The sequence below is a fragment of the Klebsiella sp. PL-2018 genome (genome assembly GCF_019048985.1).
GTDB lineage: Bacteria > Pseudomonadota > Gammaproteobacteria > Enterobacterales > Enterobacteriaceae > Klebsiella > Klebsiella michiganensis.
The window spans coordinates 1107143-1133787 of sequence record NZ_CP077673.1; the positions used below are offsets into that span (position 1 = coordinate 1107143).

25 protein-coding genes, 4 tRNA genes and 3 rRNA genes are annotated in these 26645 nt (G+C 53.6%); 19 read left to right on the forward strand and 13 right to left on the reverse strand.

What is annotated here, in order from left to right; translation table 11 throughout:
* The first annotated feature begins 9 nt into the window (after positions 1 to 9).
* Both MKleb_RS05115 and tilS read left to right on the forward strand, forming a co-directional pair.
* A complete protein-coding gene (locus tag MKleb_RS05115; RefSeq protein WP_004098774.1) occupies positions 10 to 399 on the forward strand; it encodes a VOC family protein in 390 nt (129 codons plus the stop codon).
* Between the two features lie 69 nt (positions 400 to 468).
* A complete protein-coding gene (gene tilS, locus MKleb_RS05120; RefSeq protein WP_196587690.1) occupies positions 469 to 1770 on the forward strand; it encodes a tRNA lysidine(34) synthetase TilS in 1302 nt (433 codons plus the stop codon).
* Between the two features lie 15 nt (positions 1771 to 1785).
* Here the strand turns inward: tilS and rof are convergent, their stop codons facing one another.
* Both rof and MKleb_RS05130 read right to left on the reverse strand, forming a co-directional pair.
* Positions 1786 to 2046 (reverse strand): Rho-binding antiterminator, encoded by a 261-nt coding sequence (rof, locus tag MKleb_RS05125; protein WP_004098776.1) that lies wholly within the window; start codon positions 2044 to 2046, stop codon positions 1786 to 1788.
* The gene (locus MKleb_RS05130; protein ID WP_004098778.1) at positions 2033 to 2233 is read right to left on the reverse strand and encodes a YaeP family protein; all 201 of its coding nucleotides are present in this window, start codon (positions 2231 to 2233) and stop codon (positions 2033 to 2035) included. The genes rof and MKleb_RS05130 overlap by 14 nt, the downstream gene beginning before the upstream one ends.
* A 196-nt stretch (positions 2234 to 2429) precedes the next feature.
* Here MKleb_RS05130 and MKleb_RS05135 point away from each other — a divergent pair, with 196 nt between their 5' ends.
* Genes MKleb_RS05135 through nlpE form a run of 3 tightly spaced genes read left to right on the forward strand, consistent with a single transcriptional unit; the run spans position 2430 to position 4128 of the window.
* A complete protein-coding gene (locus MKleb_RS05135; RefSeq protein WP_025107390.1) occupies positions 2430 to 2975 on the forward strand; it encodes a YaeQ family protein in 546 nt (181 codons plus the stop codon).
* Complete coding sequence (gene arfB, locus MKleb_RS05140; RefSeq protein ID WP_025107391.1) at positions 2972 to 3385, forward strand: alternative ribosome rescue aminoacyl-tRNA hydrolase ArfB; 414 nt, start codon at positions 2972 to 2974, stop codon at positions 3383 to 3385. The genes MKleb_RS05135 and arfB overlap by 4 nt, the downstream gene beginning before the upstream one ends.
* A 20-nt stretch (positions 3386 to 3405) precedes the next feature.
* Complete coding sequence (gene nlpE / locus MKleb_RS05145) at positions 3406 to 4128, forward strand: envelope stress response activation lipoprotein NlpE (RefSeq protein ID WP_025107392.1); 723 nt, start codon at positions 3406 to 3408, stop codon at positions 4126 to 4128.
* Here the strand turns inward: nlpE and MKleb_RS05150 are convergent, their stop codons facing one another.
* From MKleb_RS05150 to metN, 7 genes are all read right to left on the reverse strand, one after another.
* Positions 4129 to 4950 (reverse strand): YaeF family permuted papain-like enzyme, encoded by an 822-nt coding sequence (locus MKleb_RS05150; RefSeq protein WP_025107393.1) that lies wholly within the window; start codon positions 4948 to 4950, stop codon positions 4129 to 4131.
* Between the two features lie 51 nt (positions 4951 to 5001).
* Positions 5002 to 6720, reverse strand: coding sequence for a proline--tRNA ligase (gene proS, locus MKleb_RS05155; RefSeq protein ID WP_014837454.1), 1719 nt, complete (start codon positions 6718 to 6720; stop codon positions 5002 to 5004).
* Between the two features lie 110 nt (positions 6721 to 6830).
* Entirely contained in the window at positions 6831 to 7538 is a 708-nt protein-coding gene (tsaA, locus tag MKleb_RS05160; RefSeq protein ID WP_025107394.1) for a tRNA (N6-threonylcarbamoyladenosine(37)-N6)-methyltransferase TrmO, read from the reverse strand.
* Positions 7535 to 7942 (reverse strand): Rcs stress response system protein RcsF, encoded by a 408-nt coding sequence (gene rcsF / locus MKleb_RS05165; RefSeq protein WP_004098790.1) that lies wholly within the window; start codon positions 7940 to 7942, stop codon positions 7535 to 7537. The genes tsaA and rcsF overlap by 4 nt, the downstream gene beginning before the upstream one ends.
* A gap of 108 nt (positions 7943 to 8050) precedes the next feature.
* Positions 8051 to 8866: a methionine ABC transporter substrate-binding lipoprotein MetQ gene (gene metQ / locus MKleb_RS05170; RefSeq protein WP_004098791.1), complete on the reverse strand. Its 816-nt coding sequence runs from the start codon at positions 8864 to 8866 to the stop codon at positions 8051 to 8053.
* Between the two features lie 39 nt (positions 8867 to 8905).
* Positions 8906 to 9559, reverse strand: coding sequence for a methionine ABC transporter permease MetI (locus tag MKleb_RS05175; protein ID WP_004098792.1), 654 nt, complete (start codon positions 9557 to 9559; stop codon positions 8906 to 8908).
* Positions 9552 to 10583, reverse strand: a complete 1032-nt coding sequence (metN, locus tag MKleb_RS05180) for a methionine ABC transporter ATP-binding protein MetN (protein WP_004098793.1) — start codon at positions 10581 to 10583, stop codon at positions 9552 to 9554. Before metN ends, MKleb_RS05175 begins: the two co-directional genes overlap by 8 nt.
* Positions 10584 to 10771: 188 nt before the next feature.
* Here metN and gmhB point away from each other — a divergent pair, with 188 nt between their 5' ends.
* The 8 genes from gmhB to dkgB all read left to right on the forward strand — a co-directional run bounded on the left by gmhB (position 10772) and on the right by dkgB (position 18076).
* Positions 10772 to 11338, forward strand: coding sequence for a D-glycero-beta-D-manno-heptose 1,7-bisphosphate 7-phosphatase (gene gmhB, locus MKleb_RS05185; RefSeq protein ID WP_014837457.1), 567 nt, complete (start codon positions 10772 to 10774; stop codon positions 11336 to 11338).
* Positions 11339 to 11706: 368 nt separating this feature from the next.
* Positions 11707 to 13246 (forward strand): 16S ribosomal RNA (locus MKleb_RS05190).
* 71 nt (positions 13247 to 13317) lie between these two features.
* Positions 13318 to 13394 (forward strand) — tRNA-Ile (locus tag MKleb_RS05195).
* Positions 13395 to 13500: 106 nt separating this feature from the next.
* Positions 13501 to 13576 (forward strand) — tRNA-Ala (locus MKleb_RS05200).
* Between the two features lie 178 nt (positions 13577 to 13754).
* A 23S ribosomal RNA gene (locus MKleb_RS05205) occupies positions 13755 to 16660 on the forward strand.
* 201 nt (positions 16661 to 16861) lie between these two features.
* Positions 16862 to 16977: ribosomal RNA gene (gene rrf, locus MKleb_RS05210) — 5S ribosomal RNA — on the forward strand.
* The 16S, 23S and 5S rRNA genes sit together here with 3 tRNA genes alongside, the layout of an rRNA operon.
* Before the next feature lie 55 nt (positions 16978 to 17032).
* Positions 17033 to 17109 (forward strand) — tRNA-Asp (locus tag MKleb_RS05215).
* A gap of 163 nt (positions 17110 to 17272) precedes the next feature.
* Positions 17273 to 18076, forward strand: a complete 804-nt coding sequence (dkgB, locus tag MKleb_RS05220) for a 2,5-didehydrogluconate reductase DkgB (protein WP_025108461.1) — start codon at positions 17273 to 17275, stop codon at positions 18074 to 18076.
* A 30-nt stretch (positions 18077 to 18106) separates the two neighbouring features.
* Here the strand turns inward: dkgB and yafC are convergent, their stop codons facing one another.
* A complete protein-coding gene (yafC, locus tag MKleb_RS05225) occupies positions 18107 to 19009 on the reverse strand; it encodes a DNA-binding transcriptional regulator YafC (RefSeq protein WP_025108462.1) in 903 nt (300 codons plus the stop codon).
* Positions 19010 to 19113: 104 nt separating this feature from the next.
* On the opposite strand from yafC, the gene MKleb_RS05230 reads away from it, so the two are divergent.
* The 3 genes from MKleb_RS05230 to MKleb_RS05240 all read left to right on the forward strand — a co-directional run bounded on the left by MKleb_RS05230 (position 19114) and on the right by MKleb_RS05240 (position 22062).
* Positions 19114 to 20304, forward strand: coding sequence for an MFS transporter (locus tag MKleb_RS05230; protein ID WP_014228021.1), 1191 nt, complete (start codon positions 19114 to 19116; stop codon positions 20302 to 20304).
* 105 nt (positions 20305 to 20409) lie between these two features.
* Positions 20410 to 21207, forward strand: coding sequence for an endonuclease/exonuclease/phosphatase family protein (locus MKleb_RS05235; RefSeq protein ID WP_025108464.1), 798 nt, complete (start codon positions 20410 to 20412; stop codon positions 21205 to 21207).
* A gap of 84 nt (positions 21208 to 21291) precedes the next feature.
* Positions 21292 to 22062: a class I SAM-dependent methyltransferase gene (locus MKleb_RS05240; RefSeq protein ID WP_014228023.1), complete on the forward strand. Its 771-nt coding sequence runs from the start codon at positions 21292 to 21294 to the stop codon at positions 22060 to 22062.
* Between the two features lie 57 nt (positions 22063 to 22119).
* Here the strand turns inward: MKleb_RS05240 and mltD are convergent, their stop codons facing one another.
* Together mltD and gloB are read right to left on the reverse strand one after the other, a co-directional pair.
* Positions 22120 to 23487, reverse strand: a complete 1368-nt coding sequence (gene mltD / locus MKleb_RS05245; RefSeq protein ID WP_004129156.1) for a murein transglycosylase D — start codon at positions 23485 to 23487, stop codon at positions 22120 to 22122.
* Positions 23488 to 23558: 71 nt separating this feature from the next.
* Positions 23559 to 24314 carry a hydroxyacylglutathione hydrolase gene (gene gloB / locus MKleb_RS05250; RefSeq protein ID WP_025108465.1) on the reverse strand — a complete coding sequence of 252 codons (756 nt, stop codon included), beginning with the start codon at positions 24312 to 24314 and terminating at the stop codon, positions 23559 to 23561.
* 32 nt (positions 24315 to 24346) lie between these two features.
* Here gloB and MKleb_RS05255 point away from each other — a divergent pair, with 32 nt between their 5' ends.
* A complete protein-coding gene (locus MKleb_RS05255) occupies positions 24347 to 25069 on the forward strand; it encodes a class I SAM-dependent methyltransferase (RefSeq protein WP_004847912.1) in 723 nt (240 codons plus the stop codon).
* Here the strand turns inward: MKleb_RS05255 and rnhA are convergent.
* Positions 25066 to 25533: a ribonuclease HI gene (gene rnhA / locus MKleb_RS05260; protein WP_004129160.1), complete on the reverse strand. Its 468-nt coding sequence runs from the start codon at positions 25531 to 25533 to the stop codon at positions 25066 to 25068. The genes MKleb_RS05255 and rnhA overlap by 4 nt on opposite strands.
* 65 nt (positions 25534 to 25598) lie before the next feature.
* Here rnhA and dnaQ point away from each other — a divergent pair, with 65 nt between their 5' ends.
* Positions 25599 to 26330: a DNA polymerase III subunit epsilon gene (gene dnaQ / locus MKleb_RS05265; protein ID WP_025108466.1), complete on the forward strand. Its 732-nt coding sequence runs from the start codon at positions 25599 to 25601 to the stop codon at positions 26328 to 26330.
* 132 nt (positions 26331 to 26462) lie between these two features.
* Positions 26463 to 26539: transfer RNA gene (locus MKleb_RS05270), tRNA-Asp, on the forward strand.
* Positions 26540 to 26645 lie beyond the last annotated feature (106 nt).

The following is a 26645-nucleotide window of genomic DNA, read 5'->3' on the forward strand; positions in this document are numbered from 1 at the left end:
AGTTGTACCATGCTGGGTTTAAAACGGGTTCACCATATCGCCATCATTGCGACGGATTATGCGAAGAGTAAAGCCTTCTACTGCGACATTCTGGGGTTCACCCTGCAGGGCGAGTTCTATCGCCAGGAGCGCGATTCATGGAAGGGCGATCTGGCGCTAAATGGCGAATATGTTATTGAACTCTTTTCATTCCCGTTTCCTCCTGCGCGTCCGAGCCGCCCCGAAGCCTGCGGGCTGCGCCATCTGGCGTTTAGCGTTGATGATGTCGATGCCGCCGTTGCGCATCTTGAGGCCCACGGCGTGGCCTGTGAAGGCGTTCGTATCGACCCCTTCACCGGTAAACGATTCACCTTTTTTAACGATCCGGACGGGCTACCGCTGGAGATTTATCAGCAGTAATTCTTGTCAGAGCGTGTTCTGCCGGGTAACGTGCCGGACACGCTTTCCTCAGTTAGTACTCTCATGATGATGATCCCAGACATGGCGCAAACGCTACAGCCGCACCGCCATTTTTTAGTGGCCTTTAGCGGCGGGCTGGATTCGAGCGTGCTCCTGTATCGCCTGGTTTGCTGGCGCGAACAGGATCCTACCGTTCAGCTGCGGGCGATGCATATTCACCACGGCCTCAGCGCGAACGCCGACGATTGGGTGGCGCACTGCCAACAAATATGCCAGCAGTGGCAGGTACCGCTTTTGGTTGAACGGGTGGCGCTCGCCGATGAGGGGCTGGGGATTGAGGCCCACGCGCGTCAGGCGCGCTATCAGGCTTTCCGTTCGGCGCTATTACCCGGCGAAGCGCTGGTGACGGCACAGCATCTTGACGACCAGTGTGAAACCTTTCTGTTGGCGCTTAAGCGGGGGAGCGGCCCAACCGGGCTTTCGGCGATGGCCGGCGAGTCCGATTTTGCCGGGACGAAACTGCTGCGTCCGCTGCTTAACGAAAGCCGCGACTCCCTGCACCGGTGGGCGATAGCCCATCAGCTCAGCTGGATTGAAGACGAAAGTAACCAGGACGACGCCTACGATCGCAATTTTCTCCGCCTGCGAATTGTTCCGCTGCTTAGCGCTCGCTGGCCGCACTTCGCCGAGGCCGTAGCGCGCAGCGCCAGCCTGTGCGGCGAGCAGGAAAAGCTGCTGGATGAAATGCTCGCTGCGGAGCTGGCAACGCTGGTGGCGGAGGATGGCGCGTTGACTATCGAACCGTTGGCGGCCATGAGCGCCCCGCGTCGGGCCGCGCTGCTGCGCCGCTGGCTGGCTGGGCTCAATGCGCCGATGCCTTCGCGCGAGATGCCGGAGCGTATCTGGCGTGAAGTGGCGATGGCGCGCGAGGATGCGTATCCCTGTCTGCGCCTTGGCCACTTCGCCGTTCGTCGCTATCAGCAACGGCTGCACTGGGTGAAATATCTCCCCGGACAGAGCGAGACGGTGCTGGCGTGGCGCGATATTGCCAGGCCGCTGCCGTTACCCGACGGCCTTGGCGAACTGAAGCTCCTGGCTGGCGGCCCGTTACGCGGCCCGCGCCAGGATGAAGCGGTCACTATTCGTTTTCGCGCCAGCGGTAATCTGCATATCGTCGGTCGCCAGGGCGGCCGCAAGCTGAAGAAAATCTGGCAGGAGCTCAACGTTGCGCCCTGGCGGCGCGATACCACGCCGCTGCTGTTTTACGGCGAAACGCTTATCGCTGCAGCCGATGGTCTGTTTATTACCGTCGATGGGAAAGTTCAGGAAGGTGAAGGCGTGCAGATGATGTGGATGAAAACGGGCGGCTGAGCCACCCGTTTTGCTTCAGGACTCGCTAACCACAACCGTACCGATTTCCGGATGGCTGAAGCTGGCGATTTTATCCAGGCGCAGTTCGCGGACATCACCGGCGAGCTCCACGACGAGATACTCGATATTTTTGCGCGAGATAAGATCGTTGGCCTTCGCTTGCAGCTGTTCGCCATCTTTGAGCTCCAGCGCCAGGACCAGATGGTGCTGACAGGCAAGTTCGAGGTTGTCATAATCATCGCAATTGATGGGTTGATAAGTATCATTCATTGACATAATCGCTCACCAGTAAGTTTGCCGCCGCATATGCGGCCTTTTCCCTGACTGACTCAGCAAGGGCCTGATCCGCCGCAACCTCATTCAATACTTTCAACACGCAACCTAGCGCATCCGGGATATACCCAAGGTCCCCGCTGGCTATTTCCGCATACCGCTTGCGTATTAACTCACAATATTTGTCCACATGCCCTCCTGTCAGCGTTCTGACTTAACCGTGGGATGTAAGTTTAAGCCTACGAAGATAAACTCTGTTTAGCAAGGTGACTATACCATAGTCATTTAAGCAATATCAGCAGGATGAAAGGGGATCCTGCGATTGCTGACAGCCTTTTGCCGCCAGTTTCGCTACAATGAACGCCATTTTTATCAGGAGTTTCCTCATGGCGCTGAAAGCGACGATTTATAAAGCGACGGTGAACGTGGCCGACCTGGACCGCAACCAGTTTCTGGATGCCAGTTTGACGCTTGCCCAGCATCCGTCAGAAACCCAGGAGCGCATGATGCTGCGCCTGCTGGCGTGGATGAAATACGCCGACGAGCGTCTGCAGTTTACCCGCGGTCTGTCTTCCGATGATGAAGCTGAACTCTGGCTGCTAAACGATCATCTGGGCGTTGATCTATGGATTGAACTGGGGCTGCCGGACGAACGGCGGATTAAAAAAGCCTGTTCGCGGGCGCAAGAGGTGGCGCTGTTTGCCTATAATAGCCGGGCGGCAGAAATCTGGTGGCAGCAAAATAAAAGCAAAATGGCACAGTTTTCAAAGCTAACCGTATGGTATTTAGATGATACTCAGCTGGCGCAGATCAGTGCTTTTGCCGATCGGACAATGTCGCTACAGGCGACTATCCAGGATGGCGCTATCTGGTTATCTGACGCTAAGAATAATCTGGAAATTCATTTAACGGCCTGGCAAACATCCGCATGATTACGATTAGCCGCAGCGTGGCGATTGCGGATGACGAGGTCTCACTTTCCGGGATACGCGCCCAGGGGGCGGGCGGTCAGCATGTCAATAAAGCATCGACGGCTATCCATTTGCGCTTTGATATTAAGGCATCGAGCCTGCCCGAGTATTATAAGGAACGTCTGCTTACCTCCAGCCATCACTTAATTTCTGCCGAGGGTGTGGTTATCATTAAGGCTCAGGAATATCGCAGCCAGGAGATGAATCGCGAAGCGGCGATTGCGCGTCTGGTTGCCTTAATACAAGAATTAACCGCAGTGCAGAAGCACCGCCGGGAGACGCGGCCGACCAGAGCGTCAAAAGAGCGCCGGCTTGCCTCAAAGGCGCAAAAATCCTCAGTTAAGGCGCTGCGTGGGAAAGTTCGTCCTTAAAGGCATGGCGAACCGGTGGAATGGATAATAAGGAATTTACAGTGAAGAAAATCGTATTTTCAGTCGTGGCGGCATGCTCGCTTTTTGCCCTATTCGGCTGTAACCATCGCGCGGAGATGGACACGCTACAACCGGCGCCGATGGAAGAGCTAAAGCCGATGCAGCAGAGCTGGCGCGGCGTGCTGCCGTGTGCCGACTGCGAAGGCATCGAAACTTCGCTCTTTCTTGAGAAAGACGGCACCTGGGTGATGAACGAGCGGTATCAGGGCGTCAGTCGCGAGCCTTCCTCCTTTGCTTCCTATGGCACCTGGGCGCGCACGGCCGATAAGCTGGTGCTGACCGACAGCAAAGGCGAGAAGTCTTACTATCGGGCGAAGGGCGACAAGCTGGAAATGCTCGATCGCGACGGTAATCCCATCGAGTCTACGCTGAACTATACGCTTGAGTCAGTCAAATCCAGCCTGCCCATCACGCCAATGGCGATGCGCGGAATGTACTTCTATATGGCGGATGCCGCGACCTTTACCGATTGCGCAACCGGCAAGCGAGTGGCAGTCGCGAATAACGCGCAGCTCGAGCGTGATTATGCCGCGGCGCGCGGAACGGATACTCGCCCGGTGCTGCTGGTGGTTGAGGGGCACTTTACGCTGGAAGCGAACCCGGATTCGGGAGCGCCGGTTAAAGTTCTGGCGGTGGATTCACCAGGCAAGTTTTATCAAAAAGAAGACTGCAATTCTCGTTAGTTAATTGAGTCCTACGAGACGGCTTGTCTTGATATAAATTCCCAATTTAAGATGCCCGATATACTGCAATTGTGTTTCGGGCTGAAAGTTTGCCACGTCCCCCTCACGCATATGAAGCAGGTCTGATGGGCTAATCCAGCCCGGTTGAGCCAGGGTCAGCGGGTGTCCGGCCTTCGCGAAGGCATCGCTGACAAACTCAGAACAAAACCACATTTTTTTGTCCCCGGAAACGGCATCGCTAAGCTGCGCTTTGGCCAGGCCATTCACGCACTGCTGGCGGAAATCTTTCGAAAAGGGATTCAGGGAGCAGAGCTGTTTGGTTACCATAAAGGGCACAAATTCAATGATGCCGCGATAGTTATAGCCGCTGTTTCTGTTTTTATAGGCGAAATTTTTAATGCCTGCGGCCTGTTGCGGCGTGAGGTCAGGCGCTCTTAGAGCAAACAGCTTATCGCTGTGCCGCATCGCTTGCTGGAGCGGAATAATCTGCACCCCAGCGCCGGTTGCTTCTGCAACCTGGTTATCACCGATATAGATAGCAACATGGCTAACGGACGATGTGCTAAAAGCACGAATCCCCAGGGACGTCACGCCAATGCTGGAAGAGAAAAGGAGATCGCCGGGGAGCAGGTCTTGTGCGTTAATTTCAGTCAGCGTGTTATTAGCCACCGAGCTCTGGCGCTGAAGTTTAACTGCCCATTGCTGCGATGGTGGCTTAATAGCGGAAGCGGAAGGCGCGGACCGGCTGACGTCTACCGTGCAGGCCGAAAGTAAAAACAATGCGGGAAAAAGCAGGACATAATTTGCCCGTTGTTTAGCCATGATTACAATCCTTGTAAAAAAGAGGCTCTGAAACCAGAGCCTCTTTTGGCGTTAACCTTTAATTTGTTGTACCAGGTAATTCACGATATCACCGGTTTTAATCAGCTGCTTCTCGCCGCTGCGACGATATTTATATTCGATATCGTCGTTGTCGAGGTTACGGTCGCCCAGCACGATGGTGTGCGGAATACCGATAAGCTCCATATCGGCGAACATCACGCCCGGACGCTCTTTACGGTCGTCCATCAGCACGTCGATACCCAGCGCGCTCAGCTCTGCGTACAGCTTCTCGGCCAGCTCCTGCACGCGGTAGGATTTATGCATGTTCATCGGCAGAATCGCAACCTGGAACGGGGCGATAGCTTCCGGCCACAGAATCCCGCGATCGTCAAAGTTCTGCTCAATGGCGGCCGCCACCACGCGCGTCACACCGATACCGTAGCAGCCCATCGTCAGGATCTGGTTACGGCCATCTTCGCCCTGTACGGAGGCTTTCATCGCTTCAGAGTACTTGGTACCCAGCTGGAAGATGTGGCCCACTTCGATACCGCGTTTAATCAGCAGCGTACCTTTACCGTCCGGGCTCGGGTCACCCGCCACGACGTTACGGATATCAGCCACTTCAGGGGTGGCGACGTCGCGATCCCAGTTGATGCCGAAGTAGTGTTTCCCGTCGATGTTCGCGCCCGCGGCGAAATCGCTCATTGCGGCAACGGTACGGTCAATAATCACCGGAATGGGCATATTAACCGGGCCCAGAGAACCAGGACCCGCCTGCACCAGCGCGCGGATCTCTTCTTCGGTGGCGAAGGTCAGCGGGCTGGCGACCTGCGGCAGTTTTTCCGCTTTCACTTCGTTCAGCTCATGATCGCCGCGAACCAGCAGGGCAATCAGCGGAGACTTGCTGTCTTCTACCGCTTTGACCAGCAGGGTTTTCACCGTTTTCTCAATCGGCAGATTGAACTGCTCAACCAGCTCGGCGATGGTTTTGGCGTTCGGCGTATCGACCAGCGTCATTTCCTGAGTGGCGGCCGCGCGCGGCTCTTTCGGCGCAACGGCTTCGGCGAACTCAATATTGGCCGCGTAGTCGGAAGAGTCAGAGAAGATCACGTCATCTTCGCCGCTCTGCGCCAGCACCTGGAATTCGTGAGATGCGCTACCGCCGATAGAACCGGTGTCAGCCTGTACCGCACGGAAATCCAGGCCCATACGGCTGAAGATTTTGCTGTACGCGGCGTACATCGCGTCGTAGGTTTCCTGCAGAGATTCCTGAGAGGTATGGAAAGAGTAAGCATCTTTCATCAGGAATTCACGGGAACGCATCACGCCGAAACGCGGGCGCACTTCGTCACGGAATTTGGTCTGAATCTGATAGAAGTTCAGCGGCAGCTGTTTGTAAGAGCTCAGCTCGTTACGAATCAGGTCGGTGATCACTTCTTCATGAGTCGGGCCGAGTACGAACGGACGTTCGCCACGGTCAGCAATACGCAGCAGTTCCGGGCCGTACTGTTCCCAGCGACCACTCTCTTGCCACAGCTCAGAGGGCTGAACTACCGGCATTAACACCTCGATTGCACCGGCGTTATTCATCTCTTCACGCACGATGTTTTCGACTTTTTTCAGGACGCGCACGCCGGTCGGCAGCCAGGTATATAACCCGGAGGCCAGCTTGCGGATCATCCCGGCGCGCAGCATCAGCTGATGGCTGATAACCTCGGCGTCGGCAGGTGTCTCCTTCAGAGTGGAGAGCAGGTATTGGCTAGTACGCATGTTGTTACGGTTCCATTTGGACGATCGATACAGGCTGGGAGCCAGCCTGACACAAAAAAGTGGTTTAGTTTACCAGTGTGGCAAAGATGCCAAAAGAGAGGAAAATAAAATTAGCGTGGTTCGAGAGAAAAGACTTCAAAACCGGACGAAATCACCCGCCAGCGCACGTTAAAATCCAGCAGCCAGACGGCGTAGGTCTTTCCCGGGTCTTCTTCTTTACGATATGCCGGGCGCGGATCTTGCGCCAGAACTTCGCTAATAAACACCTTAAGTCGGGGATAGCGCTTTTCCAGTTCTAAAAGCCGGGCTTCTGTTTCGGGCGTGAAGCTCACCGCCACTTCCGCCTGCGGTGCCTGCTGCGCGTAGCTCGCGCTGGCTTCCGGCAGCGCTTCGGCAAAGGGCAGGTAAGGTTTGATGTCCACGACCGGCGTACCATCCACCAGGTCCAGACTACCGAGTTCCAGAGCGACGTGTTCTTTCTGGCAGCGAATACCTTTTAGCTCGACCAGCGACATACCGATTGGATTAGGACGAAAGGTCGAACGGGTGGCGAAAACGCCCATCCGCGCATTACCGCCGAGACGGGGAGGGCGCACGGTCGGGCGCCAGCCGCCTTCCATGGTCTGATGAAACACAAACAGGATCCACAGATGGCTGAAGTTTTCCAGGCCACGTACGGCATCGGCCTGGTTATAGGGGGGCAGAAGATGTAATTCGCCGCCGCCGTTTTTAACCAGCCCAGGCTGGCGGGGGACGGCAAATTTTTCTTTATAGGGCGAGCGAATAACGCCTATCTGCGCAAACTGAAAATCACTCATTGCGCCGTAACGTTAAGCGCTGAACCAAGGCAGACGGCCTGGCGGTAGCAGCCCGGAGTTCCGCTGGTCACTTCGCAGCGGTGCAGCAGCACGGCATTGGCTTTCATTTTTGCAGCGTTAATCTGCATGCGCTTGCGCGCCGTCGGGATATTGGGCGGAGAGTCTTGATTCGAGGCCTGGCATGATTCACCGGTGACTTCGCCGAGTTCGCGGAAAGGTTTACCCACCAATTCTGTTGCATCGGTATAGATTCTTACCGGGGCCGGACGCGTCGCTTTCGGTTTTGCCGGTTCCGATTTGGCAGGCGGGGTTACGGTGCTTTGTACAGGCTCGACGGGAGATCTGCTTAGCATAGAACAACCGCTTAACATGAGTGCTAACAAACAGACCGGTAAAGCACGCATAGTATTTCCTCAATAAATAATAAAACAGGGCGCTATTGAATCAGGTGCTTGCATAAATGACAAGACGGGCATAAAGCCCGTCCTGAATGATATTACGCTGAGAAAAGATTACCAGCCTTTCACTGCACCGCCGTTAAAGATTTTGTTAGCCGCTTCGTAAACTTCATCACTCTGATAGGCTTGAACAAATTTCTTAACATTTTCCGCATCTTTGTTGTCTTCGCGAGCGACAATCAGATTCACGTACGGAGACTCTTTACCTTCCACGAAAATACCGTCTTTTGCCGGCGTTAAGCCAATCTGGCTGGCATAGGTGGTATTGATAACCGCCAGAGCGATTTGCGCATCATCCAGAGAGCGCGGCAGCTGCGGGGCTTCCAGCTCAACAATTTTCAGGTTTTTCGGGTTTTCAATAATATCCAGAGAGGTTGGCAGCAGACCAACGCCTTCTTTCAGTTTGATCAGGCCAACCTGTTGCAGCAGCAGCAGAGAGCGGCCAAGGTTGGTGGGATCGTTAGGAATCGCAACCTGAGAGCCCGGCTGCAGTTCGTCCAGCGATTTGATTTTTTTCGAATAACCCGCAATCGGGTAAACAAAAGAGTTACCTACGGAAACCAGCTTGTAGCCGCGATCTTTGATTTGCTGGTCAAGATACGGTTTATGCTGGAAGGCGTTAACGTCGATATCACCTTTGCTCAGCGCTTCGTTCGGCAGAACGTAGTCGTTGAAGGTCACCAGTTCGACATCAAGGCCGTATTTTTCTTTTGCTACTTTCTGCGCGACTTCCGCAACCTGCTGCTCCGCACCGACGATAACGCCGACTTTAATATGGTTAGGATCTTTTTCGTCCTGACCGCAACCCACCAGAGCCAGAGAACCGATTAACGCGCCGACTGCCGCAAAGGTTTTGAAATTAAAGGCCATGTTATTTCCTTCCTGTAAGATTCTGTATTGTGTGTAATGTTATTTGTGAGTCACAGCCCGGACGATACGATCGCCTGAGAATTGGATTAAGTACACCAGAATAACCAGCAGCACCAGTACGGTATTCATTACCGTTGCATTGTAGCCGATATAACCGTACTGATAGCCAATCTGCCCGAGACCACCGGCACCGACGGCGCCGCCCATCGCGGAATAGCCGACCAGCGTAATGAGCGTGATGGTTGCCGCATTCACCAGGCCCGGCAGCGCTTCCGGCAGCAGAACCTTACGCACGATCTGCATCGGCGTTGCGCCCATGGCGCGGGATGCTTCGATAAGGCCGGTGGGGATCTCCAGCAGGGCGTTTTCCACCATACGGGCGATGAACGGCGCAGCGCCGACCGTCAGCGGAACGATAGCCGCCTGCAGGCCAATCGACGTGCCAACGATCACGCGAGTGAATGGGATCATCCACACCAGCAGGATAATAAAAGGAATCGAGCGGAAAATATTCACCACCGCCGAAAGCGTGCGGTAGAGCTTCGCATTAGCGACAATTTGCCCCGGACGGGTGACGTACAGCAGCACGCCGACCGGCAGGCCGAGAACAAAACCGAAGAAGCCGGAGACAAACGTCATGGCCAGCGTTTCCCATACGCCGCGAACCAGCAGCCAAATCATTGGTTCAGACATATCCCAGTACCTCTACTTTTACATGGTGTTCCTGTAGCCAGGCGATTGCGGCCTGGGTATCTTCCTGCGTGCCGTGCATCTCAGTGAGCATAATGCCGAACTTCACGCCGCCCGCGTAATCCATCTGCGCGCTAATAATGTTGTTATTCACATTAAAACGACGGGCAGTCTCAGAAAGAAGCGGGGCATCAACGGAGTGACCCGTAAACTCCATGCGCAGCATGGGCACGCTATCGGGAAGCGCTTCAGGTTTAAGGCGGGCCTGATAATCATCCGGGATATCAAGGTGCAGCGTTGACTGAATAAACTGTTGCGCCAGCGGGGTTTTGGGATGAGAGAAGACCTCACTCACCGTATCCTGTTCAATCAGCTGGCCGTTGCTGATAACGGCAACGCAATCGCAAATGCGTTTGACGACATCCATTTCATGGGTAATCAGCAAAATCGTCAGGCCCAGGCGACGGTTGATATCTTTCAGCAGTTCCAGAATTGAACGCGTAGTGGCCGGGTCCAGAGCGCTGGTGGCTTCGTCGCAGAGCAGGACTTTTGGATTGCTCGCCAGCGCACGGGCGATGGCCACGCGCTGTTTTTGACCGCCGGAGAGATTTGCCGGATAGCTATCGTGTTTATCCCCCAGACCGACGAGATCGAGCAGCTCGGTCACCCGGCGCTTGATTTCATCTTTCGGCGTATTATCCAGCTCCAGAGGCAACGCCACGTTGCCGAATACGGTGCGTGAGGCAAGCAGGTTAAAGTGCTGGAAGATCATGCCAATCTGGCGACGAGCGCGAGTGAGCTCTTTTTCTGACAGCGCCGTTAGTTCCTGGCCGCCCACCTGTACGCTGCCCTGCGTTGGACGTTCGAGCAGGTTAACGCAGCGGATTAACGTACTTTTACCCGCGCCGGAAGCGCCGATGACGCCATAAATTTGCCCGGCGGGGACATGCAGGCTGACATCGTTCAGCGCCTGTATGCTGCGATTTCCCTGCTGGAACACTTTGGTAATATTCGAAAGTTTAATCATCAGTTATTTATTATCGTTTAGCCGTTTGCCGTGGCATTTTCTTCTGCCGTGTCCAGGCGATGCCTGTCAATGAAATGGATGTTAAGGCATCCAGACGTCTAAATCAATCTGACTCTGTATAATGAGCACTTTCTTGCGTCCGGAAACATGCGATACTACGCGCATTAGCCTTTATCAGGAGCAAACCGGTGGCAATGTCAGTACCCGCAATTTTTCTTGACCGTGATGGCACGATTAATGTCGATCACGGCTATGTCCATGAAATCGACAACTTTGAATTTATCGATGGCGTCATTGACGCAATGCGTCAATTAAAGGAGATGGGCTACGCGCTGGTGCTGGTGACCAACCAGTCCGGTATCGCCCGCGGTAAGTTTACTGAAGAGCAGTTTGAAACGCTGACGGAGTGGATGGACTGGTCGCTGGCCGATCGCGGCGTTGACCTGGATGGCATCTATTATTGTCCGCACCACCCGCAGGGAACTGTTGAAGAGTTTCGCCAGACCTGCGACTGCCGCAAGCCGCATCCGGGGATGCTGATTTCGGCGCGCGACTATCTGCATATTGATATGGCGGCTTCCTTTATGGTTGGCGATAAAGTCGAAGATATGCAGGCAGCTCTGGCGGCCAATGTCGGCACGAAAGTATTAGTGCGCACCGGCAAGCCGGTGACCCCAGAAGCCGAAAGTGCCGCTGATTGGGTACTTAATAGCCTGGCAGACCTGCCGGATGCTATCAAAAAGCAGCAAAAATAAGCGTTATGTATAAAAGGTGAGCGGTTGAAATAAAATTGCATTTTACCGCTTGTCACCGCCGAATAACTCCCTATAATGCGCTCCCACTGACACGGCAGATGTGAATCACTTCACAAACAACCGGGTCGGTTGAAGAGAAAAAATCCTGAAATAACGGGTTGACTCTGAAAGAGGAAAGCGTAATATACGCCACCTCGCAACGGTGAGCGAAAGCCGCGTTGCACTGCTCTTTAACAATTTATCAGACAATCTGTGTGGGCACTCAAAGTGACATGGATTCTTAACGTCGCAAGACGAAAAATGAATACCAAGTCTCTGAGTGAACATACGTAATTCATTACGAAGTTTAATTCACGAGCATCAAACTTAAATTGAAGAGTTTGATCATGGCTCAGATTGAACGCTGGCGGCAGGCCTAACACATGCAAGTCGAACGGTAGCACAGAGAGCTTGCTCTCGGGTGACGAGTGGCGGACGGGTGAGTAATGTCTGGGAAACTGCCTGATGGAGGGGGATAACTACTGGAAACGGTAGCTAATACCGCATAACGTCGCAAGACCAAAGAGGGGGACCTTCGGGCCTCTTGCCATCAGATGTGCCCAGATGGGATTAGCTAGTAGGTGGGGTAACGGCTCACCTAGGCGACGATCCCTAGCTGGTCTGAGAGGATGACCAGCCACACTGGAACTGAGACACGGTCCAGACTCCTACGGGAGGCAGCAGTGGGGAATATTGCACAATGGGCGCAAGCCTGATGCAGCCATGCCGCGTGTATGAAGAAGGCCTTCGGGTTGTAAAGTACTTTCAGCGGGGAGGAAGGCGATAAGGTTAATAACCTTGTCGATTGACGTTACCCGCAGAAGAAGCACCGGCTAACTCCGTGCCAGCAGCCGCGGTAATACGGAGGGTGCAAGCGTTAATCGGAATTACTGGGCGTAAAGCGCACGCAGGCGGTCTGTCAAGTCGGATGTGAAATCCCCGGGCTCAACCTGGGAACTGCATTCGAAACTGGCAGGCTGGAGTCTTGTAGAGGGGGGTAGAATTCCAGGTGTAGCGGTGAAATGCGTAGAGATCTGGAGGAATACCGGTGGCGAAGGCGGCCCCCTGGACAAAGACTGACGCTCAGGTGCGAAAGCGTGGGGAGCAAACAGGATTAGATACCCTGGTAGTCCACGCTGTAAACGATGTCGACTTGGAGGTTGTTCCCTTGAGGAGTGGCTTCCGGAGCTAACGCGTTAAGTCGACCGCCTGGGGAGTACGGCCGCAAGGTTAAAACTCAAATGAATTGACGGGGGCCCGCACAAGCGGTGGAGCATGTGGTTTAATTCGATGCAACGCGAAGAACCTTACCTACTCTTGACATCCAGAGAACTTAGCAGAGATGCTTTGGTGCCTTCGGGAACTCTGAGACAGGTGCTGCATGGCTGTCGTCAGCTCGTGTTGTGAAATGTTGGGTTAAGTCCCGCAACGAGCGCAACCCTTATCCTTTGTTGCCAGCGGTCCGGCCGGGAACTCAAAGGAGACTGCCAGTGATAAACTGGAGGAAGGTAGGGATGACGTCAAGTCATCATGGCCCTTACGAGTAGGGCTACACACGTGCTACAATGGCATATACAAAGAGAAGCGACCTCGCGAGAGCAAGCGGACCTCATAAAGTATGTCGTAGTCCGGATTGGAGTCTGCAACTCGACTCCATGAAGTCGGAATCGCTAGTAATCGTGGATCAGAATGCCACGGTGAATACGTTCCCGGGCCTTGTACACACCGCCCGTCACACCATGGGAGTGGGTTGCAAAAGAAGTAGGTAGCTTAACCTTCGGGAGGGCGCTTACCACTTTGTGATTCATGACTGGGGTGAAGTCGTAACAAGGTAACCGTAGGGGAACCTGCGGTTGGATCACCTCCTTACCTTAAAGAACCTGCCTTTGTAGTGTCCACACAGATTGTCTGATGAAAATGTAGCAGTAAAAAATCTCTGCAGGCTTGTAGCTCAGGTGGTTAGAGCGCACCCCTGATAAGGGTGAGGTCGGTGGTTCAAGTCCACTCAGGCCTACCAAATTCGCTCCCGTGCTGCGTTGTGAAATAACTCGCATACTTCAGTATGCTTCGTTCTTCCACGCCTTGCCCGGAATCGAATTACGGTAAATGAGATTAACTACGATGGGGCTATAGCTCAGCTGGGAGAGCGCCTGCTTTGCACGCAGGAGGTCTGCGGTTCGATCCCGCATAGCTCCACCATCTTTACTGCACAACACAAGAAAACTTCAGAGTGTACCTGAAAAGGTTCACTGCGAAGTTTTGCTCTTTAAAAATCTGGATCAAGCTGAAAATTGAAACGACACACTGTTTAAGTGTGTTCGAGTCTCTCAAATTTTCGCGACACGATGATGTTTTACGAAACATCTTCGGGTTGTGAGGTTAAGCGACTAAGCGTACACGGTGGATGCCCTGGCAGTCAGAGGCGATGAAGGACGTGCTAATCTGCGAAAAGCGTCGGTAAGGTGATATGAACCGTTACAGCCGGCGATGTCCGAATGGGGAAACCCAGTGCAATTCGTTGCACTATCGTTTGATGAATACATAGTCAAACGAGGCGAACCGGGGGAACTGAAACATCTAAGTACCCCGAGGAAAAGAAATCAACCGAGATTCCCCCAGTAGCGGCGAGCGAACGGGGAGCAGCCCGGAGTCTGAATCAGCTTGTGTGTTAGTGGAAGCGTCTGGAAAGTCGCAGGGTACAGGGTGATACTCCCGTACACTAAAACGCACAGGTTGTGAACTCGAAGAGTAGGGCGGGACACGTGGTATCCTGTCTGAATATGGGGGGACCATCCTCCAAGGCTAAATACTCCTGACTGACCGATAGTGAACCAGTACCGTGAGGGAAAGGCGAAAAGAACCCCGGCGAGGGGAGTGAAAAAGAACCTGAAACCGTGTACGTACAAGCAGTAGGAGCCCACTAGTTGGGTGACTGCGTACCTTTTGTATAATGGGTCAGCGACTTATATTCTGTAGCAAGGTTAACCGTATAGGGGAGCCGCAGGGAAACCGAGTCTTAACTGGGCGTTAAGTTGCAGGGTATAGACCCGAAACCCGGTGATCTAGCCATGGGCAGGTTGAAGGTTGGGTAACACTAACTGGAGGACCGAACCGACTAATGTTGAAAAATTAGCGGATGACTTGTGGCTGGGGGTGAAAGGCCAATCAAACCGGGAGATAGCTGGTTCTCCCCGAAAGCTATTTAGGTAGCGCCTCGTGAATTCATCTTCGGGGGTAGAGCACTGTTTCGGCTAGGGGGTCATCCCGACTTACCAACCCGATGCAAACTACGAATACCGAAGAATGTTATCACGGGAGACACACGGCGGGTGCTAACGTCCGTCGTGAAGAGGGAAACAACCCAGACCGCCAGCTAAGGTCCCAAAGTCATGGTTAAGTGGGAAACGATGTGGGAAGGCCCAGACAGCCAGGATGTTGGCTTAGAAGCAGCCATCATTTAAAGAAAGCGTAATAGCTCACTGGTCGAGTCGGCCTGCGCGGAAGATGTAACGGGGCTAAACCATGCACCGAAGCTGCGGCAGCGACACTATGTGTTGTTGGGTAGGGGAGCGTTCTGTAAGCCGTTGAAGGTGGCCTGTGAGGGTTGCTGGAGGTATCAGAAGTGCGAATGCTGACATAAGTAACGATAATGCGGGTGAAAAACCCGCACGCCGGAAGACCAAGGGTTCCTGTCCAACGTTAATCGGGGCAGGGTGAGTCGACCCCTAAGGCGAGGCCGAAAGGCGTAGTCGATGGGAAACAGGTTAATATTCCTGTACTCGGTGTTACTGCGAAGGGGGGACGGAGAAGGCTATGTTGGCCGGGCGACGGTTGTCCCGGTTTAAGCATGTAGGCGGATGTTCCAGGTAAATCCGGAACGTCACTAACGCTGAGGTGTGATGACGAGGCACTACGGTGCTGAAGTGACAAATGCCCTGCTTCCAGGAAAAGCCTCTAAGCATCAGGTAACATCAAATCGTACCCCAAACCGACACAGGTGGTCAGGTAGAGAATACCAAGGCGCTTGAGAGAACTCGGGTGAAGGAACTAGGCAAAATGGTGCCGTAACTTCGGGAGAAGGCACGCTGATGGTAGGTGAAGCGACTTGCTCGTGGAGCTGAAATCAGTCGAAGATACCAGCTGGCTGCAACTGTTTATTAAAAACACAGCACTGTGCAAACACGAAAGTGGACGTATACGGTGTGACGCCTGCCCGGTGCCGGAAGGTTAATTGATGGGGTTATCCGTAAGGAGAAGCTCTTGATCGAAGCCCCGGTAAACGGCGGCCGTAACTATAACGGTCCTAAGGTAGCGAAATTCCTTGTCGGGTAAGTTCCGACCTGCACGAATGGCGTAATGATGGCCAGGCTGTCTCCACCCGAGACTCAGTGAAATTGAACTCGCTGTGAAGATGCAGTGTACCCGCGGCAAGACGGAAAGACCCCGTGAACCTTTACTATAGCTTGACACTGAACACTGGTCCTTGATGTGTAGGATAGGTGGGAGGCTTTGAAGTGTGGACGCCAGTCTGCATGGAGCCATCCTTGAAATACCACCCTTTAATGGCTGGTGTTCTAACGTGGGCCCGTAATCCGGGTTGCGGACAGTGTCTGGTGGGTAGTTTGACTGGGGCGGTCTCCTCCTAAAGAGTAACGGAGGAGCACGAAGGTCAGCTAATCCTGGTCGGACATCAGGAGGTTAGTGCAATGGCATAAGCTGGCTTGACTGCTAGCGTGACGGCGCGAGCAGGTGCGAAAGCAGGTCATAGTGATCCGGTGGTTCTGAATGGAAGGGCCATCGCTCAACGGATAAAAGGTACTCCGGGGATAACAGGCTGATACCGCCCAAGAGTTCATATCGACGGCGGTGTTTGGCACCTCGATGTCGGCTCATCACATCCTGGGGCTGAAGTAGGTCCCAAGGGTATGGCTGTTCGCCATTTAAAGTGGTACGCGAGCTGGGTTTAGAACGTCGTGAGACAGTTCGGTCCCTATCTGCCGTGGGCGCTGGAGAATTGAGGGGGGCTGCTCCTAGTACGAGAGGACCGGAGTGGACGCATCACTGGTGTTCGGGTTGTCATGCCAATGGCATTGCCCGGTAGCTAAATGCGGAAGAGATAAGTGCTGAAAGCATCTAAGCACGAAACTTGCCCCGAGATGAGTTCTCCCTGACCCTTTAAGGGTCCTGAAGGAACGTTGAAGACGACGACGTTGATAGGCCGGGTGTGTAAGCGCAGCGATGCGTTGAGCTAACCGGTACTAATGAACCGTGAGGCTTAACCTTACAACGCCGAAGATGTTTTGGCGGATTTGAGAAGACAACAATTTCAGCTTAGATTCAGAGTTGAGTACGCGATAATTTGCGCAGCAGCAAGGCGACAAGCAAAGGAAAGGAAGGAGCATACTGAAGTATGTGACTGACTTTACGAGCGCGGGCAACGCGGCTGATGCGATAAAGAATTGCGTACTGAGCACAAAGAATTTGCCTGGCGGCACTAGCGCGGTGGTCCCACCTGACCCCATGCCGAACTCAGAAGTGAAACGCCGTAGCGCCGATGGTAGTGTGGGGTCTCCCCATGTGAGAGTAGGGAACTGCCAGGCATCAAATTAAGTAGTAAGCCGGTGCATAAATCCGGTGGTTACAGAAGTATTCGGTGGAGCGGTAGTTCAGTCGGTTAGAATACCTGCCTGTCACGCAGGGGGTCGCGGGTTCGAGTCCCGTCCGTTCCGCCACTTATTAAAAGCCCTGAGCATTTGCTCAGGGCTTTTTCTTTGCCTGTCGCTTTATTATTGCTGTTTTAGCAAAAATCCTCTGCGTTTAGCGCTCTTTTTCTCAATCCTCTCGTTGGTCATAATTACCCTCGTTAACCGATATGAATGAATAAAGAGGAAAATCATGACAATCCCTGCATTTGGCCTTGGGACCTTCCGTCTGAAAGATGACGTGGTTATTGCATCTGTAAAAACGGCGCTTGAGCTGGGCTATCGCACCATTGATACCGCGCAAATCTATGATAATGAAGCTGCTGTGGGTCAGGCTATTGCTGAAAGCGGCGTTGCGCGCGATGAACTGTTCATCACCACCAAGATCTGGATTGAAAATCTCAGCAAAGACAAGCTGATCGCCAGCCTGAAAGAGAGCCTGCTGAAGCTGCGGACTGACTATGTCGACCTGACGTTAATCCACTGGCCGTCGCCAAACGATGCCGTTGCCGTCGAGGAGTTTATGGCCGCGCTGCTGGAAGCGAAAAAGCAGGGGTTGACCCGTCAGATTGGTATTTCTAACTTCACCATTCCGCTGATGGAGCGGGCAATTGCCGCCGTTGGCGCAGAGAATATTGCAACCAACCAGGTTGAACTCTCTCCGTACCTGCAGAACCGCAAAGTGGTTGATTGGGCGCGTGAACACGATATTCATATCACCTCTTACATGACGCTGGCCTACGGTAAGGCGCTGAAAGATGAAGTGATTGCACGTATTGCGACGAAACATAATGCCACGCCGGCACAGGTTATCCTGGCCTGGGCAATGGGCGAAGGTTATGCGGTAATTCCGTCTTCGACGCGGCGCGAAAACCTGGCAAGCAACCTTAAAGCTCAGGATCTGCAGCTTGATGAAGACGATCGCCAGGCGATCGCCGCCCTGGACTGCAACGATCGTCTGGTTAGCCCGGACGGTCTGGCGCCTGAATGGGACTAATCTAATCCCCCTCTGTACTCTACAACCCTCTTACAGCTCCTTCGGGAGCTGTTTTACATGTTCGCTAAGAAAGTCGATAAAGGCTCTGATCCGCGTGCTTACGGCTCTGTCGCTGTAGTAAACCGCGCTAAACGGCATTTCAACCGGCAGCCGTTTATCAGCCAGCAGCTCGACAAACGCCCCTTCAGCAATTTCCTTATCCACCATATAGTCCGACAGACAGGCGATTCCGTTACCGGCCAGGCACAGCTGCTTGAGCGTTTCTCCGCTATTGGAAGATATCTCGCTTTCGATTTCCAGCAGCTGGCCATCGCAGCAGGAGACTGGCCAGGTATTCAATGAAGCAGGTTCGCTAAAACCGAGGCATTGATGATTTTTTAGCTCAGCGACGCTTTGCGGCGTTCCATGGCGAGCGAGATAGTCCGGTGAAGCGATTATTTTGCGGTAGCTATTAAACAATGGCCTGGCGCGCAGGCTGGAATCGGTCAGCGTGCCGGCGCGGATCGCGACGTCAACTTTCCGCTCAATCAGATTGATAAAGGTTTCGGACGAGACCAGCGTAAGGCTCATCTCTGGATAACGCTCGCGGAAGGGTCTTATCAACGGCATCAGGAAATGCAGTATCACCGGCGTCGCGGCATCAACCCGTAATAGTCCTCTTGGCGTCGTACGACTCTCCAGAAGTTCATTTTCGGCAGCGGCCATCTCCTGAAGCACAACCTGCATGCGACGGAAATAACGCTCTCCTTCTTCGGTCAGGCTTAGCTGACGGGTCGTACGGTTAAGCAGGCTCACGCCGAGCTTTGATTCCAGCTTTTTCACCGCCCGGCTGACGGCGGAATTGGCCTGACCTAGCTGTTCCGCTGCACGGCTAAAGCTGCCGCTCTCGACCACGGCGACAAAAATGGCGATTTCTTCTGAGGTAGCTCTCATTATTGCACCTGTGGCAAAATTCTATTGATACTTTGGCTATTTTTGTTATTAAAGCATCTCTTCATACTACGTGTCATCTTAATCATGTTGATACGGAGTACATTATGCCGCTGGCGCTACTTGCCTTAACTATCGGTGCCTTTGCTATTGGCACGACCGAATTTGTCATTGTGGGCCTGGTGCCCACCATTGCAGAACAACTTGCTATTTCGCTACCCTCTGCGGGGCTGTTGGTTTCTATCTATGCGCTCGGCGTGGCGATTGGCGCCCCGGTGCTCACCGCGCTGACCGGGCGTATGCCGCGTAAGCAACTGCTGCTGGCGTTAATGGCGCTGTTTACCGCCGGTAACCTGCTGGCCTGGCAGGCGCCGGGTTATGAAACTCTGGTTCTGGCACGCCTGCTGACGGGACTGGCGCACGGGGTATTCTTTTCGATCGGATCGACAATTGCGACCAGCCTGGTCCCGAAAGAGAAAGCGGCTTCGGCGATTGCGATTATGTTTGGCGGTCTGACCGTTGCGCTGGTGACCGGCGTACCATTGGGCACCTTTATCGGCCAACACTTTGGCTGGCGCGAGACGTTCCTTGCCGTGTCGATCCTTGGCGTAATCGCGTTAATGAGCAGCCTTATCCTGGTGCCGAATAACATTCCCGGTCGTGTCAGCGCCGGTTTGCGCGCCCAGCTCCAGGTTCTGACTCATCCCCGTTTACTGATAATCTATGCCATTACGGCTTTGGGATATGGCGGCGTATTCACCGCTTTTACCTTCCTGGCGCCGATGATGCAGGATCTTGCCGGATTTAGCCCGGCGGCCGTTAGCTGGATCCTCCTGGGCTACGGTGTTTCTGTAGCGGTGGGCAACGTATGGGGCGGAAAGCTGGCGGATAAGCATGGCGCCGTGCCCGCGCTGAAGCTGATTTTTGCCGCCCTGGTTGCTTTACTGCTGATCTTTCAGTTTACGGCCAGCATTCAGTATGCGGCGCTGGCGACGGTACTGGTGATGGGCATCTTCGCATTCGGTAACGTTCCGGGTCTGCAGGTATACGTTGTGCAGAAAGCGGAGCAGTATACTCCAGGCGCGGTTGACGTTGCCTCAGGCCTGAATATTGCCGCCTTTAACATCGGGATTGCCTTAGGATCGGTGATTGGTGGGCAGACGGTAGAACATTATGGTCTGGATCAGACGCCCTGGATTGGCGCGCTGATAGTTCTGGTCGCGCTGTTGCTGGTGGTTCTTAGCGGCCGGCTCGATAAGCCTCAGCGCTGTGCTACGGTTCTTTCCGTAGAAGGATAAAGGTTTCTGGCAAATTGCATTGAAAGTGTATACAAAAATCCCTATAACAGAAGGACCAGCTGCAGTCTCGGGCTGGTTTCCTGTTATCGAGGTTTGATGCCTAAATTGCGAAAGAATACCTATGCCATGCGCTACGTCGCCGGACAACCCGCGGAGAGAATCTTACCTCCGGGGTCGTTTGCTGGCATGACTCCGGCTTTTCCGGCCGGGGTACCGTTAAGTTCGGATGAGAAAATCCGCGTGCTGGTGTGGAACATCTTTAAACAGCAGCGCGCAGAGTGGAAATCCGTGCTTAATAATTTCGGTAAAGATGCGCACCTGGTGTTATTACAGGAAGCGCAAACCACGCCTGAGTTAGTGAAATTCGCCACCTCCAATTATCTGGCCGCTGACCAGGTTCCGGCACTGGTACTTCCGCAGCATCCTTCCGGCGTGATGACGTTAGCTTCCGCCCACCCCATTTACTGCTGCCCACTGCGCGAGCGCGAGCCTATCCTGCGGCTGGCAAAGTCAGCGTTGGTCACCGTTTACCCGTTACCGGATACCCGGCTGCTGATGGTGGTGAATATCCACGCGGTCAACTTTAGTCTTGGCGTGGATGTCTACAGCAAGCAGCTGCTGCCGATTGGCGACCAGATTGCCCATCACAGCGGGCCGGTGATAATGGCGGGTGACTTTAACGCCTGGAGTCGTCCGCGAATGAACGCTTTGTATCGCTTTGCGCGTGAAATGTCGCTGCGCGAAGTCCGCTTCTCTGACGATCAGCGCCGCCGTACTTTTGGCCGCCCGCTTGATTTTGTGTTCTACCGGGGGTTAAGCGTGCACGATGCTTCCGTGCTGGTGACCCGCGCGTCCGACCACAACCCGCTACTAGTTGAATTCAGTCCCGGCAAGCCTGATTAATTAAGGTATGTCAGGCCTGCCATGGGGCAGGCCTGCGTATGCATGGTGCTGCCTTTATTACTCAAAAAACCGAAGGACAATGCAATGACAACACGCTCTCATCATGACAACGTCGAAAAACAGTTTGGCTCACAGGCCAGCGCCTACCTGAGCAGTGCCGTACACGCTTCAGGGCGCGATCTGCAGCGACTGGCCGAACGGCTGGCGGACTTCCCTCAGGCCCACGTGCTGGATATGGGATGCGGTGCCGGACACGCCAGCTTTGCGGCGGCAGGGCAGGTTGCCCAGGTAACGGCATATGATTTATCCAGCCAGATGCTGGAGGTGGTGGCTCAGGCCGCAAGGGATAAAGGTTTTGCTAATATTGCCACGCAGCAGGGCTATGCCGAATCTTTGCCTTTCGCTGATGCCAGCTTTGATGTCGCGATCAGCCGTTATTCTGCGCATCACTGGCATGATGTTGGCCAGGCATTGCGTGAAGTGAAGCGGGTGCTGAAACCGGGCGGAGTGATGATTATTATGGATGTGATGTCGCCCGGCCATCCTGTTCGCGACGTCTGGCTGCAGACGGTTGAGGCGCTGCGCGATACCTCCCATGTTCGCAACTACTCCAGCGGCGAATGGCTGACAATGGCGAGTGAGGCCGGTTTGGTGATAAATCATCTGCTGACCGATCGCCTGCCTCTGGAGTTCAGCTCCTGGGTCGCGCGGATGCGGACGCCAGAGGCGCTGACGGAAGCGATTCGTTTATACCAGGAGAGCGCATCGGCGGAGGTCAAAGCCTATTTTGCATTGCAGCAGGATGGTTCTTTCACCAGCGATACGATTATGTTTGAGGCCCATAAGGCCATCTAACGCAGAGATAAAACAAAAGGCACCGCATGGGTGCCTTTTTTAATGCCTGCTGAATCATCAGGATTCCGGTCTGTCGCTGTTTTTCACAAACAGCGTCAGCTGATCGCCAGGTTTCAGGTTGCCGGTATCGCTGTTCCAGCGCATCACATCGCGAATGTTCACGCCATGGCGTTTCGCAATGCTCGACAAAGAGTCGCCCTTACGCACGCGATAGGTAATGCTATCGCTATTGTTTGCCAGACGTTCAGCGCTGCTGCCTGCGCCAATCACCAGATTCTGACCGACCTTCAGGTTAGAACCGCGAATACCGTTCCACTGCTGCAGATCTTTCGTTGATACGCCGAGACGCGATGCAATACCGGAGATGGTGTCACCGGAGCGCACCTGGTAGCTGCGGCTGGTCAACGGCTTGTTATCAGCCAGCAGCGTCGGCTGCACGGCGGCAATATCACCGGAGGCCAAAGACTCACGCAGCTGCGCCGCATGCTTCTGCGGTACCAGTACGTAATTCGGCCCGTTCGCGCCCAGAGTCGACCCCTTAACGCCTGCATTGAACGTTTTCAGCTTGCTGACGGGCATTCCTGCCATATCCGCTAGCTGTGAAATCTCAACCGGACTGTCGAGACGTACACGCGCCAGGGCACGGCTTTCGTCTGCTGTCGGCAACCTTACGCCATACCGCTTGCTGTTCTTGAGAATATCGCTCAGGGCCAGCATTTTTGGTACGTATATTTTGGTTTCCTGTGGTAATGACAGCGACCAGAAATCGGTGGGTTTACCCCGTGATTTGTTCGCTTTGATAGCCTTCATTACCCGACCTTCGCCGCTGTTATAGGCAGCGACGGTTAACAACCAGTCGCCGTCGAACATTTTGTTCAGACGTTGCATCATGTTTAACGCTGCCGTGGTTGAGGCAACGATGTCACGACGCGCATCGTAACTGCGGGTCTGTTTCAAACCATAATTGCGCCCGGTGCTCGGAATGATCTGCCAAATGCCTGCGGCATTGGCGCCAGACGTTGCGTGCGGGTCAAAAGCGCTCTCCACTATGGGTAGTAATACCAGTTCCATTGGCATGTTACGTTTCTTAACTTGCCCGGCTATCCAGTACATATACGGCTCTGCCCGTAAAGTTACATCGTGGAGATAGCTCTTATTTCTTAAGTACTTCTGTTTTTGTTCGCGAATCCGGACGTTTTCCGGAATTCCCATCTTTAGCTCGTCGCCTATTGAAGTCCACAGATCCTGGTCTTGCGCGTAGAAGGTTCCATCATCTAACCAGCGCGCTCGACTTGTGAACTTGCTTGCTTCCCCTTGACTCGCTGCAGAAAGGCTCTGTGCGTGCTGTTGTACGGTGCCATCGTTCTTAGACGCCTGGCACCCCACCAGCAGGACAGAGGCGAGTAAAATCGCTCGTGCCTTCATGTGTGTGTCAATAGTTGCTTAAAAGACGAGCAAGGATAACGGTGAAGTCGTCTGAAGACAAGAATTAAATATCAGAAGTCGTCTTTCTTTGACCTTAACCAGGCAAATCGCTGAATAGAGTGTTGCAAATTTGTTTCTTTGTCTATTTCTTTAATTAAATCATCATCATCCGTTCGAAGAAATAAATTAATAAGACGCTCATTTTTCAGAGTTACGGGGAGTGTTTTTTGGTTTTTTGCACGTAACTCATTAACTTTGTGGTAGTAATCGTTTATCTCCCTATCATGGGGAAGGATGCTTATTGCAAACTTCATGTTTGCTAAAGTGTACTCATGTGCGCAACATATTAATGTTTCGTCAGGAAGGGCGCTAATCTTCTTAAATGATTGATACATCTGCTCTGCGGTCCCTTCGAATAGTCTGCCGCAGCCGCCGGAAAACATTGTATCGCCACAAAATAGATAAGGTGCGCTGTAGAAACAGATGTGTCCTAAAGTGTGACCTGGCGTGGCAAAAATAGAAAATTCGCGGCCCAAAACAGTGAGGCTATCTCCGTCCTTCACGACGTGGGTTGCGCCCTTATCCTGGGTTTCTGCCGGTCCGTAAACCACCAGGTTCGGGAATTTTTCCCGCAGTTGTTTAACGCCGCCAATGTGGTCGCGGTGGTGATGCGTCAACAAGATAGCTTCCGGCTGCCAGCGGTTTTGTTCGACGGCGGCGAGCACGGGCGCGGCTTCTCCTGGATCGACTATCAGGCAGCGCCCGCTATCTTCACTAAGAACCCAGATGTAGTTGTCCTGAAATGCGGGAATACTGATAAGATTCATAAATTACCTCTAATGCGTAGCGGAAGGTTGCGATGAAGCCGGCAAGGATACCTCATACAGTTACAGCGCCAGAGCACTGGTCCAGCATGCCGTGGGGCGAATACTACCGCGAATCGCTGGAACGGCAGATGAAACCGTGGCTCGCTAAATTATATGGCTTTCATTTACTTAAGATTGGCAATCTGAGCGCGGAAATCAATACCGAAGCCTGCGCGATTTCCCATCAGGTGAATGTCTCTTTGCAGGGGAATCCTGTGCAGGTAAAGGCCGATCCGCTGCATTTGCCTTTTGCCGAAAAGTCGGTAGATGCCTGCCTGCTGGCGCATACCTTACCGTGGTGCAGCGATCCGCATCGACTGCTGCGGGAAGCGGACCGGGTGCTGATTGACGATGGCTGGATAATTTTAACCAGTTTTAATCCTGTAAGCCTGATGGGGTTACGTAAACTGGTGCCGGTGTTACGCAATAAGCCCCCCTATAACAGCCGCATGTTCACCTTAACGCGTCAGATGGACTGGCTGGGGTTGCTGAATTTTGAAGTTATGCACTACGGGGGCTATCAGGTCCTTCCCTGGTCGCGCCACGGGGGGAAAATGCTCAGCACGCATCTACCGGCGTTGGGATGTCTGCAGCTCATTGTTGCCCGTAAACGCACTATCCCATTGACGCTAAACCCGATGAAATCGGGCAAAGCAAAAAAACGGATACCGCAGGCGGTAGGCGCCACGCGTCAGTGGCGCAAGGGGCAGAATTAACTTTCTGCCTGATAACCGATGTCGTCCCGGGTTGGGTTAGATGCTGCCGCGCGCGCCAGTTCGTCGCAACGTTCGTTTTCCGGATGTCCGGCATGGCCTTTAACCCATTCCCATTTTATCTTGTGTTGACCCAGCGCGGCGTCCAGGCGCTGCCAGAGATCGACATTTTTTACCGGTTTCTTGTCGGCCGTTTTCCAGCCGCGTTTTTTCCAGTTGTGGATCCACTGCGTAATCCCCTGACGCACATACTGGCTGTCGGTACTGAGGATCACTTCACAATGTTCTTTCAGCGCTTCCAGGGCGACGATGGCGGCCATCATCTCCATGCGGTTGTTCGTTGTAAGGTTAAAGCCTTCGCTAAAAGTTTTTTCCTTCCCGCGATAGCGTAAAATCGCACCGTAGCCGCCAGGACCTGGATTTCCCAGGCAAGAACCATCGGTGAAAATTTCTACCTGTTTGAGCATCTCTGGTAGACTTCCTGTAATTGAAATCGATACGTAAAACGGTAAGTCTGACATAAATGACCGCTATGAGCACTGCAATTACGCGACAGATCGTTCTCGATACCGAAACCACCGGTATGAATCAGATTGGTGCGCACTATGAAGGGCACAAGATAATTGAAATCGGTGCGGTGGAGGTGATCAACCGCCGCCTGACCGGAAACAACTTCCACGTCTATTTAAAGCCGGACCGGCTGGTGGATCCTGAAGCGTTTGGCGTCCACGGTATTGCGGACGAATTCCTGATGGATAAGCCCGCGTTTGGTGATGTGGTCGATGAGTTTCTCGACTATATCCGCGGCGCGGAGCTGGTCATCCATAACGCATCGTTCGATATCGGCTTTATGGACTATGAATTTGCTAAGCTAAATCGCGGAATTCCGAAGACGGATACCTTTTGTAAGGTGACCGATAGCCTGGCCCTGGCGCGTAAAATGTTCCCGGGCAAGCGTAACAGCCTTGATGCCCTCTGTTCACGTTATGAAATAGACAACAGCAAGCGAACGCTGCACGGGGCGTTGCTCGATGCCCAGATTCTGGCCGACGTTTATCTGATGATGACCGGTGGCCAGACGACGATGGCTTTCTCAATGGAAGGGGAAGGGCAGCAGCAGGCCGGAGAAATGGGCATTCAACGCGTTGTGCGCGCCGCCAGCAAATTACGGGTGGTTTACGCCTCTGATGAAGAGCTGATGAACCACGAGTCGCGGCTCGATCTGGTGCAAAAGAAAGGCGGAAGCTGCCTGTGGCGGGCCTGATTTACCCATAAACGCGCTAAAAATAGTCTGTTGGGTGATTTTTGCAGCAAGCGATTCAAAAATGAAGAAAAAGCGTTGACGGAGTAGAGGGGAATCCGTAATATTCGCCTCGTTCCCAAGGGAACAGTAAGTGGAGCGGTAGTTCAGTCGGTTAGAATACCTGCCTGTCACGCAGGGGGTCGCGGGTTCGAGTCCCGTCCGTTCCGCCACTATTCAGAAAGCCTGAATCAGCAATGATTCAGGCTTTCGTCGTTTTAGCCTGCAGAACACATTCTCTTCCCCGTCTTCGCCAGCCATCCGTCGCGCCGGTCTGAC

What these genes read in the sequence shown, in the direction of transcription:
- MKleb_RS05115 (WP_004098774.1), top strand. Translation starts at nt 10, where the DNA reads ATGCTGGGTTTAAAACGGGTTCACCATATCGCCATCATTGCGACGGAT.
- tilS (WP_196587690.1), top strand. Translation starts at nt 469, where the DNA reads ATGATCCCAGACATGGCGCAAACGCTACAGCCGCACCGCCATTTTTTA.
- rof (WP_004098776.1), bottom strand. Translation starts at nt 2,046, where the DNA reads ATGTCAATGAATGATACTTATCAACCCATCAATTGCGATGATTATGAC.
- MKleb_RS05135 (WP_025107390.1), top strand. Translation starts at nt 2,430, where the DNA reads ATGGCGCTGAAAGCGACGATTTATAAAGCGACGGTGAACGTGGCCGAC.
- arfB (WP_025107391.1), top strand. Translation starts at nt 2,972, where the DNA reads ATGATTACGATTAGCCGCAGCGTGGCGATTGCGGATGACGAGGTCTCA.
- nlpE (WP_025107392.1), top strand. Translation starts at nt 3,406, where the DNA reads ATGGATAATAAGGAATTTACAGTGAAGAAAATCGTATTTTCAGTCGTG.
- MKleb_RS05150 (WP_025107393.1), bottom strand. Translation starts at nt 4,950, where the DNA reads ATGGCTAAACAACGGGCAAATTATGTCCTGCTTTTTCCCGCATTGTTT.
- proS (WP_014837454.1), bottom strand. Translation starts at nt 6,720, where the DNA reads ATGCGTACTAGCCAATACCTGCTCTCCACTCTGAAGGAGACACCTGCC.
- tsaA (WP_025107394.1), bottom strand. Translation starts at nt 7,538, where the DNA reads ATGAGTGATTTTCAGTTTGCGCAGATAGGCGTTATTCGCTCGCCCTAT.
- rcsF (WP_004098790.1), bottom strand. Translation starts at nt 7,942, where the DNA reads ATGCGTGCTTTACCGGTCTGTTTGTTAGCACTCATGTTAAGCGGTTGT.
- metQ (WP_004098791.1), bottom strand. Translation starts at nt 8,866, where the DNA reads ATGGCCTTTAATTTCAAAACCTTTGCGGCAGTCGGCGCGTTAATCGGT.
- MKleb_RS05175 (WP_004098792.1), bottom strand. Translation starts at nt 9,559, where the DNA reads ATGTCTGAACCAATGATTTGGCTGCTGGTTCGCGGCGTATGGGAAACG.
- metN (WP_004098793.1), bottom strand. Translation starts at nt 10,583, where the DNA reads ATGATTAAACTTTCGAATATTACCAAAGTGTTCCAGCAGGGAAATCGC.
- dkgB (WP_025108461.1), top strand. Translation starts at nt 17,273, where the DNA reads ATGACAATCCCTGCATTTGGCCTTGGGACCTTCCGTCTGAAAGATGAC.
- yafC (WP_025108462.1), bottom strand. Translation starts at nt 19,009, where the DNA reads ATGAGAGCTACCTCAGAAGAAATCGCCATTTTTGTCGCCGTGGTCGAG.
- MKleb_RS05230 (WP_014228021.1), top strand. Translation starts at nt 19,114, where the DNA reads ATGCCGCTGGCGCTACTTGCCTTAACTATCGGTGCCTTTGCTATTGGC.
- MKleb_RS05240 (WP_014228023.1), top strand. Translation starts at nt 21,292, where the DNA reads ATGACAACACGCTCTCATCATGACAACGTCGAAAAACAGTTTGGCTCA.
- mltD (WP_004129156.1), bottom strand. Translation starts at nt 23,487, where the DNA reads ATGAAGGCACGAGCGATTTTACTCGCCTCTGTCCTGCTGGTGGGGTGC.
- gloB (WP_025108465.1), bottom strand. Translation starts at nt 24,314, where the DNA reads ATGAATCTTATCAGTATTCCCGCATTTCAGGACAACTACATCTGGGTT.
- MKleb_RS05255 (WP_004847912.1), top strand. Translation starts at nt 24,347, where the DNA reads ATGAAGCCGGCAAGGATACCTCATACAGTTACAGCGCCAGAGCACTGG.
- rnhA (WP_004129160.1), bottom strand. Translation starts at nt 25,533, where the DNA reads ATGCTCAAACAGGTAGAAATTTTCACCGATGGTTCTTGCCTGGGAAAT.
- dnaQ (WP_025108466.1), top strand. Translation starts at nt 25,599, where the DNA reads ATGAGCACTGCAATTACGCGACAGATCGTTCTCGATACCGAAACCACC.